This window comes from Acidovorax sp. Root267 (assembly GCF_001429215.1).
GTDB classification, from domain to species: domain Bacteria; phylum Pseudomonadota; class Gammaproteobacteria; order Burkholderiales; family Burkholderiaceae_C; genus Acidovorax; species Acidovorax radicis.
On sequence record NZ_LMJC01000033.1, the window covers coordinates 213,781 to 233,758 of the forward strand.

General features: G+C 65.2%; 16 protein-coding genes. 1 reads left to right on the forward strand and 15 read right to left on the reverse strand.

Annotated features, from left to right (window positions below; translation table 11 throughout):
* Positions 1 to 645 precede the first annotated feature (645 nt).
* Entirely contained in the window at positions 646 to 1,287 is a 642-nt protein-coding gene (locus ASE39_RS24445) for a Crp/Fnr family transcriptional regulator (RefSeq protein ID WP_198928056.1), read from the forward strand.
* A gap of 4 nt (positions 1,288 to 1,291) precedes the next feature.
* Here ASE39_RS24445 and ASE39_RS24450 read toward each other — a convergent pair whose 3' ends face one another.
* The 15 genes from ASE39_RS24450 to ASE39_RS24520 all read right to left on the reverse strand — a co-directional run bounded on the left by ASE39_RS24450 (position 1,292) and on the right by ASE39_RS24520 (position 19,958).
* Entirely contained in the window at positions 1,292 to 2,992 is a 1,701-nt protein-coding gene (locus tag ASE39_RS24450; protein WP_057272820.1) for an acyl-CoA synthetase, read from the reverse strand.
* Positions 2,993 to 3,011: 19 nt separating this feature from the next.
* Positions 3,012 to 3,725, reverse strand: coding sequence for a nitroreductase (locus tag ASE39_RS24455; protein ID WP_050812471.1), 714 nt, complete (start codon positions 3,723 to 3,725; stop codon positions 3,012 to 3,014).
* A 670-nt stretch (positions 3,726 to 4,395) separates the two neighbouring features.
* Positions 4,396 to 5,661, reverse strand: a complete 1,266-nt coding sequence (gene dgoD / locus ASE39_RS24460) for a galactonate dehydratase (RefSeq protein WP_282434137.1) — start codon at positions 5,659 to 5,661, stop codon at positions 4,396 to 4,398.
* The gene (locus tag ASE39_RS24465) at positions 5,592 to 6,281 is read right to left on the reverse strand and encodes a 2-dehydro-3-deoxy-6-phosphogalactonate aldolase (RefSeq protein WP_057272821.1); all 690 of its coding nucleotides are present in this window, start codon (positions 6,279 to 6,281) and stop codon (positions 5,592 to 5,594) included. The genes dgoD and ASE39_RS24465 overlap by 70 nt, the downstream gene beginning before the upstream one ends.
* A complete protein-coding gene (locus ASE39_RS24470) occupies positions 6,278 to 7,330 on the reverse strand; it encodes a 2-dehydro-3-deoxygalactonokinase (RefSeq protein ID WP_057272822.1) in 1,053 nt (350 codons plus the stop codon). Before ASE39_RS24470 ends, ASE39_RS24465 begins: the two co-directional genes overlap by 4 nt.
* Before the next feature lie 7 nt (positions 7,331 to 7,337).
* A complete protein-coding gene (locus tag ASE39_RS24475; protein WP_057272823.1) occupies positions 7,338 to 8,270 on the reverse strand; it encodes a dihydrodipicolinate synthase family protein in 933 nt (310 codons plus the stop codon).
* A gap of 3 nt (positions 8,271 to 8,273) precedes the next feature.
* Entirely contained in the window at positions 8,274 to 9,266 is a 993-nt protein-coding gene (locus ASE39_RS24480; RefSeq protein ID WP_057272824.1) for a tripartite tricarboxylate transporter substrate binding protein, read from the reverse strand.
* Positions 9,267 to 9,300: 34 nt separating this feature from the next.
* Positions 9,301 to 11,034, reverse strand: coding sequence for an IlvD/Edd family dehydratase (locus tag ASE39_RS24485; RefSeq protein WP_057272825.1), 1,734 nt, complete (start codon positions 11,032 to 11,034; stop codon positions 9,301 to 9,303).
* 35 nt (positions 11,035 to 11,069) lie between these two features.
* Positions 11,070 to 12,104, reverse strand: coding sequence for a galactofuranose ABC transporter, permease protein YjfF (gene yjfF / locus ASE39_RS24490; protein WP_010461380.1), 1,035 nt, complete (start codon positions 12,102 to 12,104; stop codon positions 11,070 to 11,072).
* Complete coding sequence (locus ASE39_RS24495) at positions 12,101 to 13,153, reverse strand: ABC transporter permease (RefSeq protein ID WP_057272826.1); 1,053 nt, start codon at positions 13,151 to 13,153, stop codon at positions 12,101 to 12,103. Before ASE39_RS24495 ends, yjfF begins: the two co-directional genes overlap by 4 nt.
* A complete protein-coding gene (locus tag ASE39_RS24500) occupies positions 13,146 to 14,684 on the reverse strand; it encodes a sugar ABC transporter ATP-binding protein (RefSeq protein WP_057272827.1) in 1,539 nt (512 codons plus the stop codon). Before ASE39_RS24500 ends, ASE39_RS24495 begins: the two co-directional genes overlap by 8 nt.
* 4 nt (positions 14,685 to 14,688) lie before the next feature.
* The gene (mmsB, locus tag ASE39_RS24505) at positions 14,689 to 15,870 is read right to left on the reverse strand and encodes a multiple monosaccharide ABC transporter permease (RefSeq protein WP_085940265.1); all 1,182 of its coding nucleotides are present in this window, start codon (positions 15,868 to 15,870) and stop codon (positions 14,689 to 14,691) included.
* Positions 15,871 to 15,923: 53 nt separating this feature from the next.
* Positions 15,924 to 17,567: a multiple monosaccharide ABC transporter ATP-binding protein gene (mmsA, locus tag ASE39_RS24510; protein WP_057272828.1), complete on the reverse strand. Its 1,644-nt coding sequence runs from the start codon at positions 17,565 to 17,567 to the stop codon at positions 15,924 to 15,926.
* Positions 17,568 to 17,705: 138 nt separating this feature from the next.
* Positions 17,706 to 18,776, reverse strand: coding sequence for a multiple monosaccharide ABC transporter substrate-binding protein (gene chvE, locus ASE39_RS24515; protein ID WP_057272829.1), 1,071 nt, complete (start codon positions 18,774 to 18,776; stop codon positions 17,706 to 17,708).
* Positions 18,777 to 18,992: 216 nt separating this feature from the next.
* Positions 18,993 to 19,958: an ABC transporter substrate-binding protein gene (locus ASE39_RS24520; protein WP_010461392.1), complete on the reverse strand. Its 966-nt coding sequence runs from the start codon at positions 19,956 to 19,958 to the stop codon at positions 18,993 to 18,995.
* Positions 19,959 to 19,978: the final 20 nt, after the last annotated feature.

The window sequence follows — 19,978 nt, forward strand, 5'->3', positions numbered from 1 at the left end:
TTCCCCTGAGCAAGCGTATGCGCAAATGGGACGCGGACTCACATCGACAGTTGAGCTTTTATCACTCGCTACTCTCGCAATTGCCACTGTTTTCGGTGGCTACGTGTCCGCACTTTACGGAAAAGGACGTGACCTCATTCAAGGCCTCATAGCGGGATCCTAAGCACATCTTTTTTCTTCGTCATGGCTCTTAACCCAGCGAGCACGTCTGTTCTGACCTGGAGCGCGGCTATTTACTTTGTCGTTGCCACCTTGTCTGGCTTGTTCGGCGGCTTTGTTCGCGCCCAGCGGACTGTCTAACCCCAGCAGTCAAGCAGGCCCGCATGCTGCGGGCCTCATACTTTGTCTGTTGCGCCCCTTTCGTTAGCCGCAACTGGCGGCTTGTGGCCAATGGTACGCATTCGTAAAGACGGAGCGAGTGCCCGCAGCCAGCCTGAAGCAGCATTTCGTTTGAGTGTGGTTTCGCTGGTTGGGTCGCCGTTATGGGTCGTCTGACGGACCGGTGCTTTTCTCCCTTTGCCCGCGGCAGGCATCGCCCCCATTGGCGCAAGCCGTGATCTCCCGCAAAATCTGCGCGAAGCACCGTGCGCTTGAATAAACATGACTCCAGACCCGCTTGACTCGTTTCTTTCCCAGTCGTCCTGGATGTCCTCTCTGACCGGCGAAGAAGCTAAACGCGTGCGCAGTGCCATCACGGTGCGCAGCTTTGCTGCTGGCAGCGCCGTATTTGCACGCGGTATGCCCCCTGCGCATTGGGCCGGCGTGATGGAGGGCATGCTCAAGCTCGACAACATTACCGAAGAAGGTCGGATCAGCACGTTCGCAGGCGTGCCATCGGGCGCATGGTTCGGCGAGGGCTCGGTGCTCAAGGATGAGCCCCGGCCCTATGCGGTGACGGCGCTGACCGACAGCGTGGTGGCGCTGCTGCCGCGCAGCGAGTTTTTGCGGCTGCTGCACGAGAGCCATCCGTTTGCGCTGTGGCTGATCGGGCAGCTCAACGCGCGCCTGGCCCACTACGTGGCGCAGGTGCAGACCGACCGGCTGGGTGACACCACGGCGCAGGTGGCCTACAGCCTGTCGGGGCTGTTCAACGATGCGCTGTTTCCCAACACTGCCCGGCGCATCACGCTGTCGCAGGAAGAGCTGGGGCGCCTGTCGGGCGTGTCGCGCCAGGTGGCCAACCGGGCGCTGCAGGAGCTGCAGGACCGGGGCGCCATTCGCCTGGGCTATGGGTCGATCGAGGTGATCGACCTGAAGGTACTGCAGTCGATTGCCCGCGAAGGCTGAATGCTCAGCCTGCAGGCTCGGCCTGAACCTGCGCCAGCTTTGTGATGGCCTCGCGGCTGCCCGCGATCTCGCGCAGGCGGAACTTCTGGATCTTGCCGGTGGCGGTCTTGGGCAAGACCTCGAATACGATCTGGCGCGGGCACTTGAAGCGCGCCAGATGCTCGCGGCAAAACGCGATCAGTTCGTCGGCGCTGACCGTGCCCACCGCATCGGGCTTGAGCTCCACGAAGGCGCAGGGCACCTCGCCCCACCGCTCGTCGGGCTGCGCCACCACGGCGGCCAGCAGCACGGCGGGGTGGCGGTGCAGCACGTCCTCTACCTCCACCGAGGAGATGTTCTCGCCGCCCGAGATGATCACGTCCTTGGAGCGGTCAGTGATCTGCACATAGCCATCAGGGTGCAGCACTGCGATGTCGCCGGTGTGGAACCAGCCGCCCGCAAAGGCCTTGGCCGTGGCGCCGGGGTTCTTGAGGTAGCCCTTCATCACAGTATTGCCGCGCAGCATGATTTCACCAGCCGTCACGCCATCGGCCGGCACGGGCTCCAGCGTGTCGGGGTTGAGCACGCGCAGGTGCTCTAGCGCAGCGGCGCGCACGCCCTGGCGCGCCTGCAGCTGGGCACGTCCGGCCTCCGGCAAGGCCGCCCACCCGGGCTGGCGCACGCAGCTCACGGGCGTGCCCGAGACCTCGGTGATGCCATACACATGGTCCACATCGAAGCCCATCGCGGCAATCGCCTGCAGGATGGCGGCCGGCGGTGGCGAGCCCGCTGTGAGCACGCGCACCGGGCGCGGCAGCGCGATGCGCTCGTGCGCCGGTGCATTGGCCAGCATGGCCAACACCGTGGGCGCGGCACAGAAATGGTCCACACCATGCTCGGCAATGGCCTCGAAGATGGCCTTGGCCGTGACCTTGCGCAGGCACACGTGCGTGCCCGCCGCCGCCGTGATGGCCCAGGTGAAGCACCAGCCGTTGGCGTGGAACATGGGCAGCGTCCACAGGTACACCGGGCGACGCGGCATGGCCCAGTCTGTCATCTGCAGCAGGCTCATGAGGTAGGTGCCGCGGTGGCTGGGCACCACGCCCTTGGGGTCGCCCGTGGTGCCCGACGTGTAGTTCAGCGCGATGGGGTCCCACTCATCCTCGGGCCACAGGCCTTCGAAGGCCGGGTCGCCTTCGGCCAGCAGGGCTTCGTAGTCCATTGCACCGAAGGCTGGCTGCGCGGACAGGCACGCATCGTGGACGGCGACCACCAGCGGCGGCTGGTCCAGGCCCGCAACGGCCTTGTCTGCCAGCGCCGCGAATTCGCTGTCCACCAACAGGATGCGCGCCTCGCCGTGCCGCAGGATGAAGGCGATGCCCTCGGCATCGAGCCGGCAATTGATGGCGTTAATGACCGCGCCGCACAGGGGGATGCCCAGGTGCGCCTCCAGCATGGCGGGCGTGTTGGGCGCCAGGATGGCCACGGTGTCGCCGCGCCGCACGCCGCGCTGTGCGAGTGCACTGGCCAGGCGGTAGGCACGATCGCGCGTTAGCGCCCAGGTTTGCTTGGTACCCGCATGCACCACTGCAATGCCCTCAGGGTGGACCAGTGCGCTGCGGTCGAGGAAACCGAGAGGCGTCAGCGGCAGGTGGTTCGCGGGTGTGCGTTCCAGGCCGTTCCGGTAGGGACTGCGGGATGGGCTGCTTGCCTTAGTGGGGGTCATGCTGTTGTCTCCATAGCTGCTATTCGTGGTAGGTGGTGAAGGATTCGACGCTCTCGCGCTCGGTCACCAACGTGTTCTCGATGCGGGCTGGGTCGGCATGGCCCAAGCTCATGCCGCAGACCACCATGTGGGTGTCGGGTATGCCCAGCTCGGCATGGATGATCTGGTGAAACTTGGTGAACGCTACCTGAGGGCAGGTATCAAGCCCGCGTGCACGGGCTGCCACCATCACGCTCTGAAGGAACATGCCGTAGTCCATGAGGCTGCCGGCCTGCATGACACGGTCCACCGTGAAGATCAGCCCTACCGGCGCATCAAAGAAACGATAGTTGCGGCCGTGTTGCGCGTGCATGCGCGCCTTGTCACCCTTGGCAATGCCAAGCAGGCCATACAGGTCCCAGCCCACTTTGCGGCGTCGATCCACATAAGGCGATACCCATTCGAGTGGGTAATAGTGGTAGGGCTCTGTGAGTGCCGTGGACGCTTCCCCATCGTTGTCCGCTGTTGCGATGGCTGAACTCAGCCGTTCCTTGGCGCTGCCCGTTAGCACATGAACGCGCCAGGGCTGGGTGTTCATGCCTGAGGCTGCGTGGCGCGCTACGTCCAGGATGGCATGAATCTCTTCGCGGGGGACCTGCGTAGGCATGAAAGCGCGAATGCTGCGCCGCGATACGATGGCCCAGTCCACCGCCTCGCTACTTTGGAGTGTGGTGCCGGGCGCTTGAACGTGCAAACGGCCTGTGGACCTTGTTGGAGGCGTGTTCGAACTGTTCATGCCGGAATGCTAGGCATTGATACCGCTCATGACTGTCGATGCGATGACATTTGCGATCTGCAGAAGTACCGTCCAAATTCTTGAATCTGTATTTCTCGACAGTCTGACCACTTGGTCCTGGCACCTGTTTTCTAGCTCCTAGAGGCAGGCGGTAGGCAGTAGAAAACAAGGCGTAAGTCAGCTACACCAGTAGTCGGAGATTGTTCAAATCAATCTACTGCTGCGTAGTACCTGGCGCAGCGAGCTACATGCGTCCAAGGTGGTGCGCAAGCTCCGGGACGTGGAGCGTGGTTTTGTATGGATGTAGAAGAAAAACGGCTGTGGAAGAACTGCCAGAGGCTACCCAACGCCTGCCTGCAATGGATCCACCTTGCATTTTTTTGACACCGTCCGTCAGAAGATCTTGGACAGGTTCTTCGGACTGTTGGCAATGTTCGGTATCAAGGGTTTATGGTCACGGGCTTGCCGAAGTGAAGCGGCAGCATTCAGCCTGGCGCAGCCATCCTGCCGATGAGGGCGCAGCCGCCGCCGCGATCCTCAGTGTGCTTGAGACGGGTGAATTGAGCTTCGCATGGACGTGGTGATGCCCCTGGCCGGATGTAGACGCGGCGCAGCTCCCCAAACACCCTCACCACTCCGCAAAACTCCCGTCCCGATGCCGCCACACCGGATTCCTCCACCGGTGCCCCTGCTGCGCGCGCTCCCGCACGTACTCCTCATTCACCTCGATCCCCAACCCCGGCCCGTTCGGGATGGCCACCATCCCGTCCTCGTACTTGAACACTTCCGGGTTGGACACGTAGTCCATCAGGTCGTTGTCCTGGTTGTAGTGGATGCCCAGGCTTTGCTCCTGGATGAAGGCGTTGTAGCAGACCGCGTCCAGCTGCAAATTGGCGGCCAGCGCGATGGGGCCCAGGGGGCAGTGCAGTGCCAGGGCCACGTCGTAGGCTTCGGCCATGGTGGCGATCTTGCGGGTTTCGGTGATGCCGCCGGAGTGCGAAGGGTCGGGCTGGATGATGTCTGCATACCCCTCCTGTAGCACGCGCTTGAAGTCCCAGCGGGAGTACAGGCGCTCACCCAGGGCGATGGGGGTGGACGAGATGCGGGCGATCTCCTTGAGCGCTTCTTCATGCTCGCTGAGAACGGGTTCTTCAATGAACATGAGCTTGTAGGGCTCCAGTTCCTTGATCAGCACCTTGGCCATGGGGCGGTGCACGCGGCCGTGAAAATCTACGCCGATGCCCACGTGCGGGCCTACGGCCTCGCGCACGGCGGCCACGTTTTGCAGGCAGCGCTCCACCTTGTCGAAGGTGTCCACAAACTGCATTTCTTCGGTGCCGTTCATCTTCACCGCGGTAAAGCCGCGGGCCACGGCGTCGCGGGCTTGCTGGGCTGTCTCGCTGGGGCGGTCGCCGCCGATCCAGCTGTACACGCGGATGCGGTCGCGCACATTGCCGCCCAACAGTTCGGACACGGGAACGCCCAGGGCCTTCCCCTTGATGTCCCACAGCGCCTGGTCGATGCCAGCCAGCGCGCTCATGTGCACGCCGCCGCCGCGGTAGAAGCCGCCGCGGTACAGCACCGTCCAGTGGTCTTCGATGTGGCGCGGGTCTTTTCCGATGAGGTAGTCGCCCAGTTCTTCGACTGCGGCGGCCACGGTTTGCGCGCGGCCTTCAAGGATGGGTTCGCCCCAGCCGACGATGCCTTCGTCGGTTTCGATTTTCAGAAAGCACCAGCGCGGGGGCACCAGGAACGTGGTCAGTCGGGTGATCTTCATGGGAGGGCGGAGGGGGCGAGAGAGGACGTTGAAGAGAAAGAACTGGACTAGGCGCTGGCGGTGGCCTTGCCGGGTGCGGTGGCTGCAGCGCGTGCCGCGCCGTAGGAGGTGTGCCATGCCGCGACAAACGCGGCGGCCTTGCCGGCCACGTCGGCAGCGCTGTCGCCAGGGCGGTACAGGGCCGAGCCCAGGCCGAAGCCGCTGGCACCGGCGGCGGCGTAAGTGGCAATGTTTTCGGGGGCGATGCCGCCCACCGGCACCAGAGCCATGGGCGGGGTGATGACGGCGCGCCAGGCCTTGAGCACATGCGGAGGCAGGGCCTCGGCCGGGAAGAGCTTGAGCATGTTGGCGCCAGCGGCCAGCGCGGCATAGGCTTCGGTCAGCGTGGCCACGCCGGGTGCGCAGGCCATGCCGGCAGCGCGCGCGGCGCGGATCACGGCGGGGTCGCTGTGGGGCATGACGATGATCTGCCCGCCGGCGGCCTGCACATCGGCACACGCCTCGGCCGACAGCACAGTGCCCGCCCCGACGAGGCAGTCGGCAGGCAACGCGTCTCGCAGCGCACGGATGCTGGCCAGCGGCTCGGGGGAGTTGAGCGGCACCTCGATGATGCGAAAACCCGCGTCGTACAGCGCGTGGCCAATGGCCGCGACTTCGTGCGGCCGCACGCCACGCAGGATGGCGATCAGGCCGCACTGCTGCATGGTTTTGTACAGATTCTTGTCGATCGGGTTCATGCGGCGAGGCTCCTGGTGGATGGGGTGGGCTGCGCGTGGGTGGTGGTCGTCACCAGCCCGGCGGCCTGCGCGATCTGCCACAGGCCGGTGATGGTGGCCTGCGCGGCAATGGTCGGTGGCGCAAATCCGTAGGCTTGTAGCGCGAGCGTGTAGCGGCGGCACAGGTCGGGCTCGCCACACAGCACCAGCTGTTGCGGGGCGGCGCTGGTGGGCGGGTGCAGTCTTGCGAGGCTGGCGATCTCGTGCCCGATGAGGATGCCCGAGAGGTAGTCGGCCTGTGCTGCGGCGGGTAGCGCGCCGGTGAGGCCCAGCGTCCGGGTGCTGAAGATGTGTGACAGCAGGCCGAGGTCGGTATCGCTGCCGCGCGCCACCTGCAAGCCCTGCGCGAATGCGGCGTCGTCGGGCTCACTTGGCGGCTGCATGGTCTTGCCCAGGATGGTGTGCCCGCGCAATGCCGCAAATACCTCACCTGTCATGAAGGTGTGGAACCGCTGGATGCTGCACCGGGTACCATCCTTTTGCGCCACCACCCATTTGCTGTGGGTACCGGGCAGGCCTACCAGCAACGGGCCTTCACCCACCAACGTGGCGTCGGCCAACACGCCCAGTACCTGCGTTTCTTCGCCGCGCATCACGTTGGGCAGGCCCCCGCGCTGCAGCAGCCCGGGCACGATGTGCAGGGGTGTGGCGCTGCCACGGCCCATCACCGTCAGCCCGCGCGCCAGGTCGTCGAGCGAGGTGGGTGCGTCGAGGTATTTGGCTTCCCGCCAGCCCTGGGCGCTGCCGACCATGCCACAGGCCAGCAGGGGCACCGAGGGCAGGGTGGCAAGCCAGTCGCCGCAAGTGTCTTGCAGTGCGCGTTCGAAGGCTGCCCCGGGCTCTGCGCCAGTTTGGTCCGCGGGAGCCGGCGGCAGATTCATGATGCCCCAGGGGCGGCTGCGTTGCTCCAGCACCTGCCCGCTGGCACCCAGGCGGAAGGCGCGCAGCGAGCTGGTGCCCCAGTCCAGGGCCACCAGGCAGGGGCCCGAGAGGTTGGCGGTGTCGGCCATGGCGTGTCTACCGGCCCCAGCGCAGCACCAGCGGGTCCAGCCGGCGCGCGATGTCAATGAGGCCCCGGCGAACCTCGGGGTGCATGGCCGGGAAGGGGTGGCGCCCCGCCTCGCAGGCAATCACGCCGCCTTCCTTCATCAAGGCCTTGGCCGTCAGGATGCCGCCCTGACGGTTCTCGTGGTTGATGAGCGGCAGCCAGCGCTGGTAGAGCGCAAAGGCCTGGTCCATATCGCCCTGGCGGTGGGCTTCGATGATGGGGCGAATGCCATCGGGGAAGGCGCCGCCCGTCATCGCGCCGGTGGCACCCGCATCCAGGTCGGCCAGCAGGGTGATGGCCTCTTCGCCGTCCCACGGGCCTTCGATGGCCGCGCCGCCCAGGCGGATCAGCTCGCGCAGCTTGCTGGCCGCACCCGGCACTTCGATCTTGAAGTAGGCCAGGTTCTCGATCTCCTGCGCCATGCGGGCGAGGAACGGGGCCGACAGCACGGTGCCGCTGGCGGGGGCGTCCTGCACCATGATCGGGATGCTGATCGCATCGGACACACGGGCGTAGAACTCGTAGATCTGCGCTTCGGGCACGCGGAAGGTGGCGCCGTGGTACGGCGGCATGATCATCACCATAGCGGCGCCCATGTCCTGTGCGGCGCGGCTGCGCTCGGCGCAGACCCGGGTGCCGTAATGGGTGGTGGTGACGATCACCGGTACGCGGCCTGCCACGTGCTCCAGCGAGACGCGGGTCAGTGTCTCGCGCTCGGCATCGGACAGCGAGAACTGCTCGGAGAAGTTGGCCAGGATGCAGAGGCCATCCACGCCGGCGTCGATCATGAAGTCGAGGCAGCGCTTCTGGCTGTCGATGTCGAGGGTGCCGTCTTCATGGAAGGTGGTGGGCACGACGGGGAAAATGCCGCGGTAGCGGGCGGGGGCAGCGGTAGATGTCATGGGTCAGGTGGCTTTGATGTCGTTCTTCTTGGCGATTTCGCCCCACAGGCGATAGTTGTCGCGGGTCAGTTTGGCCAGCCGTTCCGGTGTGCCGCCGCCCACCATGTCACCGTTCTTGGTGATGGTGCTGCTGACCGCCGGGTTGGCGAGCGCCGCGTTGAGCGCGGCATTGGTCTTGCTGACGATGTCCGGGGTGAGGCTGGGTGGCCCCCACAGGCCGACGAACACGGTCACGAGGAAGTCCTTCAGACCCGCTTCGGCCGCAGTGGGCACGTCGGGCAGCGCGGGAAGGCGCTCGGCACCAGTGACCACAATGGCGCGCAGCCGGCCGGATGCAATGAAGGGGATGAGCAGTGACGCGGCATCCACGATGCACGGCACCTGGTTGCCCACCACGTCCTGGATGGCCGGGGCGCTGCCCTTGTAGGGCACCTGGTTCATCGGCGGCAGTCCGGCGCGCTCGCGCAGGTGCTCCATCGCCAGATGGGTGTTGCCGCCACTGCCCGCAGAGGCATAGCTGAAGCCACCAGCCTTGACGCCCGCCCGCACCCAGGTGCGAAAGTCTTCGAGCGTCTTCACCGGTGCGGATGGGTGCACGCACAGCACCAGCTGCGACTCCAGCACCAGACCGATGGGCGTGAAGTCCAGCGGATTGGGCGACGGTGTCGCATAGGTGTGCGGGTTGATGGTGAGGCTGGTGTTGGCCACCAGCAGCTTGTGGCTGTCGTTCAGGCGCAGGGCCTCGGCCGCTGCCAGGTTGCCGGAGGCGCCGGGCTTGTTCTCCACCACCACCGGTTGGCCCAGCGCGCTGGCAAGGCCGTTGGTGATGAAGCGCGCGCCAGCGTCGGTCAAGCCGCCGGGCGGGTAGCCGACAAGCAGCGAGACGGGTTTGGAGGGCCAGGCCGGTGCAGCGGCCACGGCAGATGTGGCGCCCAGCGCGGACAAGGCACTGCCGGCTGCCGCGGTGAGAATGGTGCGTCGGGAGGGGGACCGCATGGAGTCTCCTTGTTCTTGTTTCAAGGGGGCGTGATCAGTGCGAATGGCGCGGCACGGCCGAGCCGCGGCAGCCCACCAGAAAGTCAAAGTCGCAGCCTTCGTCGGCCTGCAGCACATGGTCTACATACAAGCGCTGGTAGCCCCCGCGGCCACCCTGATCGGTGGTGGACAGCGCAGCCAGGCGCGCGGCCAGCTCTTCGTCGCTGATGTCGAGGTGCAGGCGGCCTTGTTCGCAGTCGAGCTCGATGAAGTCACCATCTCGCACGGCGGCCAGCGGGCCACCGTCAGCGGCCTCGGGCGCCACGTGCAGCACGACGGTGCCGTAGGCGGTACCGCTCATGCGCGCGTCGGAGATGCGCACCATGTCCTTCACGCCCTGGCGCAGCAGCTTGGGGGGCAGGCCCATGTTGCCCACCTCGGCCATGCCAGGGTAGCCCTTGGGGCCGCAGTTCTTCATCACCATCACGCAGCTGGCGTCGATGTCCAGGTTTTCATCGACGATGCGCTCCTTGTAATGCTCGAGGTTCTCGAACACCACAGCGCGGCCGCGGTGCTTGAGCAGCTCGGGCGATGCGGCGGACGGCTTGAGCACTGCACCGCGAGGGGACAGGTTGCCGCGCAGGATGCAGATGCCGCCGTCTGCGATCAGCGGGTTGTCGATCGTGCGGATCACCTCGTCGTTGTACTGGGGCGCCTCGCGCACGTTGTCCCACAGCGTCTTGCCGTTGACGGTCAGTGCGTTGGGGTGGGGCAGCAGGTTGTTCTCGCCCAGTCGGCGGAGCACGGCAGGCAAACCGCCAGCGTAGTAGAACTCTTCCATCAGGAAACGGCCCGAGGGCTGCAGGTCCACCAACGTGGGCGTGCCGCGGCCGATGCGCGTCCAGTCCTCCAGGTCCAGCTGCACGCCCATGCGTCCGGCAATCGCCTTGAGGTGGATGACCGCGTTGGTCGAGCCGCCGATGGCGGCGTTGGTGCGGATGGCGTTCTCGAAAGCTTCGCGGGTCAGGATCTTGGACAGCGTCAGGCCTTCGTGCGCCATCTCCACAATGCGTTTGCCCGACATGTGGGCCAGCACATAGCGGCGCGAGTCCACCGCCGGTATGGCCGCGTTGTGCGGCAGCGAGGTGCCCAGCGACTCGGCCATACAGGCCATGGTGCTGGCCGTGCCCATGGTGTTGCACGTGCCGGCGGAGCGGGACATGCCCGCTTCGGCCGCGAAGAACTGGTGCTCGTTGATTTCGCCGGCCTTCAGCGATTCGTGCAGCTGCCACACGGCCGTGCCCGAACCGATGTTCTTGCCTTCGAGCTTGCCGTTGAGCATGGGGCCGCCGGTGACCACGATGGCGGGCACGTCGCAGCTGGCCGCGCCCATCAGCAGCGCGGGCGTGGTCTTGTCGCAGCCCACCAGCAGCACCACCGCATCGATGGGGTTGCCGCGAATGGCTTCTTCCACATCCATGCTGGCCAGGTTGCGCGTGAGCATGGCCGTGGGGCGCAGGTTGGATTCGCCGTTGGAGAACACCGGGAACTCGACCGGAAAGCCGCCCGCCTCGTAGATGCCGCGCTTCACATGCTCGGCGATCTTGCGAAAGTGGGCGTTGCAGGGCGTGAGCTCGGACCAGGTGTTGCAGATGCCGATGATGGGGCGGCCGTCGAACTCATGGTCGGGGATGCCCTGGTTCTTCATCCAGCTGCGGTACATGAAGCCGTTCTTGTCGGCCGTGCCGAACCAGGCAGTGGAGCGGAGTTTGCGCGGGGTGGTGGTCATTGTGATTGCGGGTCAGAGAGATGATGGAAAGAAGGTCAGGACCGCTTGGCGGCGCGGCGCGTGAGCAGGCGCTGCAGCAGGCAGAAAACAAACAGCAGCACGCCGACGACGATGCGCGTCCACCACGAGCTGAGCGTTCCGTCGAACGAGATCAGGGTCTGGATGATTCCGAGCATGAGCACGCCAAACAGCGTGCCGGCCACATAGCCCACGCCGCCCGTGAGCAACGTGCCGCCGATCACCACGGCGGCGATGGCGTCGAGCTCCATGCCCACGGCGTGCAGGCCGTAGCCCGAGAGCATGTAGAACGTAAACACCACGCCCGCCAGGGCAGAGCAAAAGCCCGAGAGCGTGTACACGCCGATGACCGTGGCGCGCACGGGCAGGCCCATGAGCACGGCGGAGTTCTCGCTGCCGCCCACGGCATACACCGCGCGGCCAAACGGCGTGCAGTGCGCGATGAACAGGGCGGCCAACAGCACCGCGGTGGCGATCAGCGCGCCGAGGGACAGCGAAGCGCCTTCCCACAACTCCAGCCGCCATTGCGACAGCTCGGAATACGCTTCGTTGGTGATGCTGATCGAGTCGATGCTGATGAGGTAGCACAGCCCGCGTGCAAGGAACATGCCGGCCAGCGTCACGATGAAGGGCTGCAGCTTGAAGCGCTCGATCAGGACGCCCATGAACGCGCCGAACAGCGTGCCCATCAGCAGCACGACCGGCACGGCCACCAGCGGGCTCCAGCCTTTGTGCTCCACCAGCGCGGCGAGCACCATGGTGGTCAGCGCCACCACCGAGCCCACCGACAGGTCGATGCCACCCGACAGGATGACAAACGTCATGCCCACCGCCACGATGATGAGGAAGGCGTTGTCAATCAGCAGGTTGAGGAACACCTGGGCCGAGAAGAAACCGGTGTACATCACCGAGCCCAGCGTGGCCATGGCCACAAAGAGCGAAATGGTGGCGGCGAGCGGCAGGTACTTGGGGTTCCACCGGGCGCGCGCTGCGCCTGGCTGAGGCGCCACCTCGGCGGCAGCACCGAAAGAAGTCTTGGGCACGGCGCTCATGACACGGCTCCTGCGCCCGGGCGGCGCGCGATGGCGCCAATCTGCGCGCGGAACTCTGGCGACTGCAGCAGCATCACGATGAACACCACCACCGCCTTGACCACCAGGTTGACCTCGGGCGGTACGCCCAGCGAATAGATGGCGTACGTCAGCGTCTGGATGATGAGCGCACCGATCACGCTGCCGACTAGGCTGAATCGCCCGCCGGTCAGGGCGGTGCCGCCCAGTGTCACGGCCAGGATGGCGTCAAGCTCCAGCAGCTGGCCGGCGTTGTTGCCGTCGGCGCTTTTCACGTTGGAGCTGATCAACAGCCCCGCGATGCCCGCGCACACGCCGCAGAAGACGTAGGCCGCTACGGTCAGGCGGCCCGCCTGCACGCCCGCCACGCGCGCCGCCGTGGGGTTGATGCCCACCGCCTGCACGAACAGGCCCAGCGCCGTGCGCGTGACGGCCAGGTACAGCACGGCAAACACGGCCGCCACGATGAACAGCGAGAACGGCAGACCGGCCAGGTACCCGCCGCCGATGAAGAAGTAGGGCGTGTAGTAGATGGTGATGATCTGCCCGTCGGTGATCAGCTGGGCGATGCCCCGGCCAGCCACCATGAGGATCAGCGTGGCAATGATGGGTTGCATGCCCACGCGCGCCACCAGCACGCCGTTCCACAACCCGCAGAGCAGGGCCACACCAAGGGCGCCAAGGATGGCCACGGGCAGCGGAAAGCGGCTTTCTGTGCCCGATACCGAGCCGCCGATCATCCAGGCCGCCACGGCAGCGGCAATGGCCACGACGGCACCTACCGAGATATCGATGCCGCGCGTGGCGATCACCATCGTCATGCCCAGCGACACCAGCACCAGCGGCGCGGCGCGGTTGAGGATGTCGATCAGGCTGCCGTACAGGTGCCCGTCGCGCCATTCGATGTGCAAGAAGCTGGCGTTGAAGGCCGTGTTGACGGCCAGCAGGAGCAGCAGCGTGATCACCGGCCAGGCCAGCCGGTGGCGCAGCAGGGCGCTGGCAAGAGAGGGTGTGTTGTGTTCTTCAAGCATGTTGTTCAGCGGCGATCAGTTCGTAGACGGCGTCTTCGGTACTGCCAGCGGGCAGCTCGCCGACCTTGCGGCGGTCGCGGAGCACGACGATGCGGTGGGATACGCGCACCACCTCGCTCATCTCGGATGAGATGAACAGCACGGCCATGCCGGCCTGGGCCAGTCGCAGGATCTGCTCCATGATTTCCTGCTTGGCCGCCACGTCGATGCCCCGGGTGGGCTCGTCCAGGATCAACAGGCGCGGCTCGATGGCCATCCAGCGCGCGAGGATGGCCTTTTGCTGGTTGCCGCCCGACAGCAGGCCGATGGGGGTGTCCACGCTGGCGGTCTTGATGCCCAGCAGCTGCACGTAGCGGTCGGCAATGGCCGTCTGCTCGGCGCGGGAGAGGAACTTGCCCACGCCCATGCGCGCCTGCAGCGCCAGCGCAATGTTCTCGCGCACCGACAGTTCGGCGACGATGCCGTCGGTCTTGCGCTCTTCGGGGCACAGGGCCAGGCCCTGGCGAATCGCATCCATGGGGTTGGAGAAGCTCACGGCCTTGCCGTCGATGCGCAGCATGCCGCGGTCAGGCTGCTCTAGCCCGAAGAGCAGGCGCGCCAGTTCGGTGCGGCCCGCGCCCAGCAGGCCTGCGAGTCCAACGACTTCGCCTGCTCGGATCTGTAGGTCAAGTGGTTGCAACTGTCCGGCCTGCCCCAGGCCTTCGGTTTGCAGCAGCGCGGTATCCGACGCGTTCGCCGGCGGCGGCGGCGATGTCTGCGCGGCCTGTGCGGCCAGGTCGCGGCCCAGCATGGCGGCGATCAAGGCTTGGGGCCCCAGGTCTTTGACAGGCCATTCGCCCACCCAGCTGCCGTTGCGCAGCACGGTGATGCGGTCCGACACGGCATACACCTGGTTCAAAAAGTGCGTCACGAAAACGATGGACAGGCCCTCGCCACGCAGACGGCGCAGCACTTCGAAGAGTTTTTGCACCTCGTCGTCGTCCAGGCTGGAGGTGGGCTCGTCCAGGATCAGCACGCGCGCTTCGATGCTGAGTGCGCGGGCAATGGCCACCAGCTGCTGCACGGCCACGGGGTAGTCCGACAGCAGGCGCGTCACGTCGATGTTCAGGCCGATGCGCTCCACCAGCTCGCGCGAGCGCTGGTGCATCTGAGCCCAGTCGATGCGGAACCCCTGCGCGATGCCGCAACGCGGATAGCGGCCTGCAAAGATGTTCTCGGCCACCGAGAGGTTGGGGCAGAGGTTGACCTCCTGGTACACGGTGCTGATGCCCAGGCGCTGCGCGGCCAGGGGCGAATCGGGCCACACCGGCTCGCCGCCCAGTTGCATCTGGCCGCCGCTGGGCTTGATCACACCCGTGAGCACCTTGATGAGCGTGGACTTGCCCGCGCCGTTCTGCCCCATCAGCGCATGGATCTCGCCGGGGTACAGGCGCAGCTGCACATCGCGCAGCACGGGGATGCCCGCAAACTGCTTGTGAATGCCCGCGAGTTCGAGCACGGGGGCAGGGGTGTGAGCGGTGGCCGCGTCCATGGGATCAGGCTTTGTTCTTGTTGTAAACGTCGACCAGCACGGCAGCCAGCAGCACCACGCCCTTGATGACTTGCTGGTAGTCGATGCCGATGCCCAGGATCGACATGCCGTTGTTCATCACGCCCATCACAAAGGCGCCGATGACAGCACCCATCACCTTGCCCACACCGCCCGAGGCCGAGGCGCCGCCGATGAAGCAGGCCGCGATGACATCGAGCTCGAAGCCCAGGCCCGCCTTGGGCGTGGCGGTGTTCAGGCGCGCTGCAAACACCAAGCCTGCCAGCGCGGCCAACACGCCCATGTTGACGAAGGCATAGAACGACAGTCGTTCGGTCTTGATGCCCGAGAGCTTGGCCGCCTTTTCGTTGCCGCCCATGGCGTAGATGCGCCGGCCGATGGTGGTGCGGCTGGTGATGAAGTCGAACAGCACGATCAGCAGCGCCATCACGATGAGCACGTTGGGCAGGCCCTTGTACGAAGCGAGCAGATAGCTGAAGTAGATGAGCAGCGCTGCAAATACTGCGTTTCGTGCCACGAAGAAGGCGGTGGGCTCCACGTGCACACCGTGGCGCAGCCGGTTGGACCGGGCCCGGATGCCTGCCACCACCAGCGCTGCGGCCACGGCCACGCCCAGCAGCAGCGACGTGAGCTTGACGCCCTCCACACTGAACAGGTCGGGCATGAAGCCCGAGCTCAGCATCTGAAACGCCTCTGGGAAGGGGCCGACCGATTGCCCGGCCAGCAGCGCCAGCGCCAGGCCCTTGAAGACCAGCATGCCGGCCAGCGTGACGATGAACGAAGGAATCCGCGAGAACGCCACAAACCAGCCCTGCACCGCGCCAATGAGGCCGCCGCACACCAGGCAGGCCAGCGTGGCGGGCACGAAGTGCCACTGGTACTGCACCATCAGCACCGCGGCCAGCGCGCCGATGAAGCCGCACACGGACCCCACCGACAGGTCGATGTGCCCGGCCACGATCACGAGCAGCATGCCCAGCGCCATGATGACGATGTAGCTGTTTTGCAGCACCAGGTTGGTGAGGTTGAGCGGCTGCATCAGCGTGCCGTCCGTCATGTACTGGAAGAAGCCCATGATGGCGACCAGCGTAATCAACATGCCGTACTCGCGCAGGTTGTGCTTGGCATGGTCTAGCAGCGAACGGGTGGGGTTGGCCGGTGCACCCATTGCAGGCGCGGCCGAGGCCGTGGGGGAGGGATTGGTCATCTGGCTCATGTTTGTTATGCGTTGCGCTGGTTGCTGTTCGATGCGTCCACACTGGCGCTGCCCAGACCAGGGCCGCCGTGCAAGGGCCGCCCCGCCGCACGGGCTGCGTCCCCCTTGGGGGGGATGGCGCGAAGCGCCTCAGGGGGGGCATTTACTATGACGCGCATGATCTTTTCCTGCGTTGCCTCGGCGGTGGGCATCTCGGCGACAAAGCGGCCTTCGTTCATCACGTACAGGCGGTCGGTGATGCCCAGCAGCTCGGGCATTTCTGAAGAGATCACGATCACGCACTTGCCCTCGGCCGCCAGCTGGGCGATGAGGGTGTAGATCTCGTACTTGGCGCCCACGTCAATGCCGCGCGTAGGCTCATCGAGGATCAGCACTTCGGGGTTGGTAAAGAGCCATTTGCTCAGCACCACTTTTTGCTGGTTGCCACCTGATAGGTTCAGCGTTTTCTGGTCCACGCCCGAGCAGCGGATGCGCAGCTTCTCGCGGTAGTCCTGCGCCACGCGGTGCTCGCGGCCGCTGTCGATCACGGCGGCCGTGGAGACGCCACCCAGGTTGGCCAGCGACACGTTGAACTGGATGTCTTCGCTCAGCACCAACCCGTTGCCCTTGCGGTCTTCGGTCACATAGGCCAGGCCATGGGCCACGGCCTTCTCTACCGTGCCCACGTCGATGGGGCGGCCGTGCAGCAGCACCTGGCCACCGATGCGCTCGCCCCAGGAGCGGCCAAAGATGCTCATGGCCAGCTCGGTGCGGCCTGCGCCCATCAGGCCGGCGATGCCCACGATCTCGCCTTTGCGGACCTCCAGGTTGATGTTTTTGATAAAGGCGCGCTCGGGGCGCTGCGGGTGGTAGGCGTTCCAGTCGCGCACCTCAAACACCGTCTCGCCGATGCACGGCTCGCGCGGGGGGTAGCGGTCGGCCATCTCGCGGCCGACCATGGCCTTGATCACGCGGTCTTCGCTCACGGGCGCTGCGCGGCAGTCCATCGTCTCGACGGTGCTGCCGTCGCGCAATACGGTGATGGAGTCCGCTACGCGCGAGATCTCGTTGAGCTTGTGCGAGATCAGTATGCAGGTGATTCCCTGGGCCTTGAGCTCCAGCAGCAAATCCAGCAGCGCCTGGCTGTCGTTTTCGTTCAGGCTGGCGGTGGGCTCGTCCAGGATCAACAGGCGCACCTGGCGTGACAGCGCCTTGGCGATCTCCACCAGTTGCTGCTTGCCCACGCCCAGGTGGGTGATCAGTGTTTCGGGCGATTCGCGCAGGCCCACCTTGTGCAGCAGTGCTTGCGTTTTGCTGTGCGCCGCCATCCAGTCGATGACGCCGTACTGCGCGGTCTCGTTGCCCAGGAAGATGTTTTCGGCGATGGAGAGCAGAGGCACCAGGGCCAGCTCCTGGTGGATGATGATCACGCCCAGGTGTTCGCTGTCGCGGATGCCGCCGAACTGGCGTTCCTCGCCGTCATAGACAATCTCGCCGCTGTAGCTGCCGTGCGGGTACACGCCGGAGAGCACCTTCATCAGCGTGGACTTGCCCGCGCCGTTCTCGCCGACAATTGCGTGGATTTCACCCGCCTTCACGCGCAGGTTCACTTGGTTCAGTGCCACCACACCAGGGAATGTTTTGCGGATATTCCGCATTTCAAGAAGCATGGTCTCGGAGTCTCTTGGCGGGCCATCGGCCCATCGTCGCGTCTGTTGCACGGCCGCCAGCAAGGCCTGTGGGGTGCACTTGCAGGCGGCCAGTCCCACGCCGCTTCGGGAGCGGCTTGGAGCTTCTTACTTACCTACTTACTTGACCTGCGATTCCTTGTAGTAGCCGCTGCCCACCAGGATGGAGTTCCAGTTGGAGGCATCCACCGACACGGGCTTGAGCAGGTACGAGGGCACCACCTTCACGCCGTTGTTGTAGGTCTTGGTGTCGTTGATTTCGGGCTGCTTGCCCGACAAGGTAGCGTCCACCATGTTGGCGGCGACCTTGGCCAGCTCGCGCGTGTCCTTGAACACGGTGGAGTACTGCTCGCCCTTCAAGATGGACTTGACCGAGGGCACTTCGGCGTCCTGGCCGCTGACCACGGGGCAGGGCTGCTGGGCCGTGCAGTAACCGACGCCCTTCAGGGACGACAGGATGCCGATGGACAGACCGTCATACGGCGACAGCACCGCGTGGACCTTGTCCTTGCCGTAGTAGGCCGACAGCAGGTTGTCCATGCGCGCCTGGGCCACCGAGCCATCCCAGCGCAGCGTGCCCACCTTGTTCATGCCAGTCTGCTTGCTGCGCACCACCAGCTTGCCGCTGTCGATGTACGGTTGCAGCACGCTCATGGCGCCGTCGTAGAAGAAGAAGGCGTTGTTGTCGTCGGGCGAGCCGCCGAAGAGTTCGATGTTGAACGGGCCCTTTCCTTGCTTGAGGCCGAGCTTGTCGACGATGGAGGTGGCCTGGAGCACACCCACCTGGAAGTTGTCGAACGTGGCGTAGTAGTCCACGTTCTTGGAGCCCTTGATCAGACGGTCATACGCGATGACCTTCACGCCCTTGTCCGCGGCGCTTTGCAACACGCGCGAGAGGGTGGTGCCGTCGATGGAGGCAATCACCAGCACCTTGGCGCCCTTGGTGATCATGTTCTCGATCTGTGCGAGCTGGTTCGGGATGTCGTCGTCGGCGTACTGCAGGTCGGTCTTGTAGCCGCGCTCCTTGAGCACCTTGACCATGTTGTCGCCGTCAGCGATCCAGCGCGACGAGGATTTGGTGGGCATCGAGATGCCGATGCTGCCCTTGTCCTGGGCCGATGCCAGCGATGTGGCGCCGATTGCTGCGAGTGCCACCGTGGCCAGTACGGCCTTGAAAACTGCACGCTTCATTGAAGTGTCTCCTGACGTTGTTGTGTTTTGGTTTCTGTGATGAATCGGAAAGATGCGCGTGACCTTCGCAACTGGCGCGGCCAAAGGCCAGTGCCACCGCGCAAGGGCCGCCCGCAGCGAAGGCTGCGTTTCACTTGCGTGCGCTGGTGGCGTCCCCCTTCCCGCATCGCGCAGCGATGCGAGAGAAAGGGGGAAGGCGCGCAGCGCCTCAGGGGGTTAGTACTTTCTATTTGGAAACTCTTTGGCGGCCACTTCCATCGGGAAGATGCCTTCTTCCGTCACGATGCGCTTTTGCACCGCCTTGCCGGCCTTGATGTCCTTCACGGCGCTCATCAGCTGCGGGCCCAGCAGGGGGCTGCACTCCACGCTCACGTTGAGCTTGCCGGCGATCATGGCTTCGAAGGCGCCCTTGACCGCGTCGATGGAGATGATGGTGATGTCCTTGGCGGGCTTGAGGCCGGCTTCTTCGATGGCCTGGATCGCACCGATGGCCATGTCGTCGTTGTGCGCGTACAGCACGTTGATCTTCTTGCCCTCGGCCTTCAGGAAGGCTTCCATCACTTCCTTGCCCTTGGCGCGCGTGAAGTCCCCGGTCTGCGAACGCAGGATCTTGAACTTTGGGTCGGCCTTGATGACTTCTTCAAAGCCCTTCTTGCGGTCGATGGCGGGGGCGGAGCCCACGGTGCCTTGCAGTTCGACGATGTTGACCTCGCCCTTTTGGTCCTTCATCTTCTCAACCAGCCAGCGGCCGGCCTTGCGGCCTTCTTCCACAAAGTCCGATCCCATGAAGGTGACGTACAGCGAGGTGTCCTTGGTGTTCACCGCGCGGTCGGTCAGCACCACAGGGATCTTGGCGGCCTTGGCTTCGCGCAGCACGGGCTCCCAGCCGGACTCGACCACGGGCGAGAACGCAATCACGTCCACCTTCTGGGCGATGAACGAGCGGATGGCCTTGATCTGGTTTTCCTGCTTTTGCTGGGCGTCCGAGAATTTCAACTCAATCCCGGCCTCCTTGGCGGCGGACTTGATCGACTCGGTATTGGCGGTGCGCCACTCGCTCTCGGCCCCCACCTGGCTGAAACCCAGCACGATGGGCTTTTGGGCCCATGCAGCTGCGGGGAGCAGTGCGGCCACGGGCGCGCAAGCAAGGGCTGCGGCAACAGTGCGGCGGTTCAATTTCATCATCTTGTCTCCTGTCTTTA

Coding starts and splice junctions, on each gene's coding strand:
- ASE39_RS24445 (WP_198928056.1), top strand. CDS start 646: ATGTCCTCTCTGACCGGCGAAGAAGCTAAACGCGTGCGCAGTGCCATC.
- ASE39_RS24450 (WP_057272820.1), bottom strand. CDS start 2,992: ATGACCCCCACTAAGGCAAGCAGCCCATCCCGCAGTCCCTACCGGAAC.
- dgoD (WP_282434137.1), bottom strand. CDS start 5,661: ATGGCACACCTCCTACGGCGCGGCACGCGCTGCAGCCACCGCACCCGG.
- ASE39_RS24465 (WP_057272821.1), bottom strand. CDS start 6,281: ATGAACCCGATCGACAAGAATCTGTACAAAACCATGCAGCAGTGCGGC.
- ASE39_RS24470 (WP_057272822.1), bottom strand. CDS start 7,330: ATGGCCGACACCGCCAACCTCTCGGGCCCCTGCCTGGTGGCCCTGGAC.
- ASE39_RS24475 (WP_057272823.1), bottom strand. CDS start 8,270: ATGACATCTACCGCTGCCCCCGCCCGCTACCGCGGCATTTTCCCCGTC.
- ASE39_RS24480 (WP_057272824.1), bottom strand. CDS start 9,266: ATGCGGTCCCCCTCCCGACGCACCATTCTCACCGCGGCAGCCGGCAGT.
- ASE39_RS24485 (WP_057272825.1), bottom strand. CDS start 11,034: ATGACCACCACCCCGCGCAAACTCCGCTCCACTGCCTGGTTCGGCACG.
- yjfF (WP_010461380.1), bottom strand. CDS start 12,104: ATGAGCGCCGTGCCCAAGACTTCTTTCGGTGCTGCCGCCGAGGTGGCG.
- ASE39_RS24495 (WP_057272826.1), bottom strand. CDS start 13,153: ATGCTTGAAGAACACAACACACCCTCTCTTGCCAGCGCCCTGCTGCGC.
- ASE39_RS24500 (WP_057272827.1), bottom strand. CDS start 14,684: ATGGACGCGGCCACCGCTCACACCCCTGCCCCCGTGCTCGAACTCGCG.
- mmsB (WP_085940265.1), bottom strand. CDS start 15,870: ATGGGTGCACCGGCCAACCCCACCCGTTCGCTGCTAGACCATGCCAAG.
- mmsA (WP_057272828.1), bottom strand. CDS start 17,567: ATGCTTCTTGAAATGCGGAATATCCGCAAAACATTCCCTGGTGTGGTG.
- chvE (WP_057272829.1), bottom strand. CDS start 18,776: ATGAAGCGTGCAGTTTTCAAGGCCGTACTGGCCACGGTGGCACTCGCA.
- ASE39_RS24520 (WP_010461392.1), bottom strand. CDS start 19,958: ATGAAATTGAACCGCCGCACTGTTGCCGCAGCCCTTGCTTGCGCGCCC.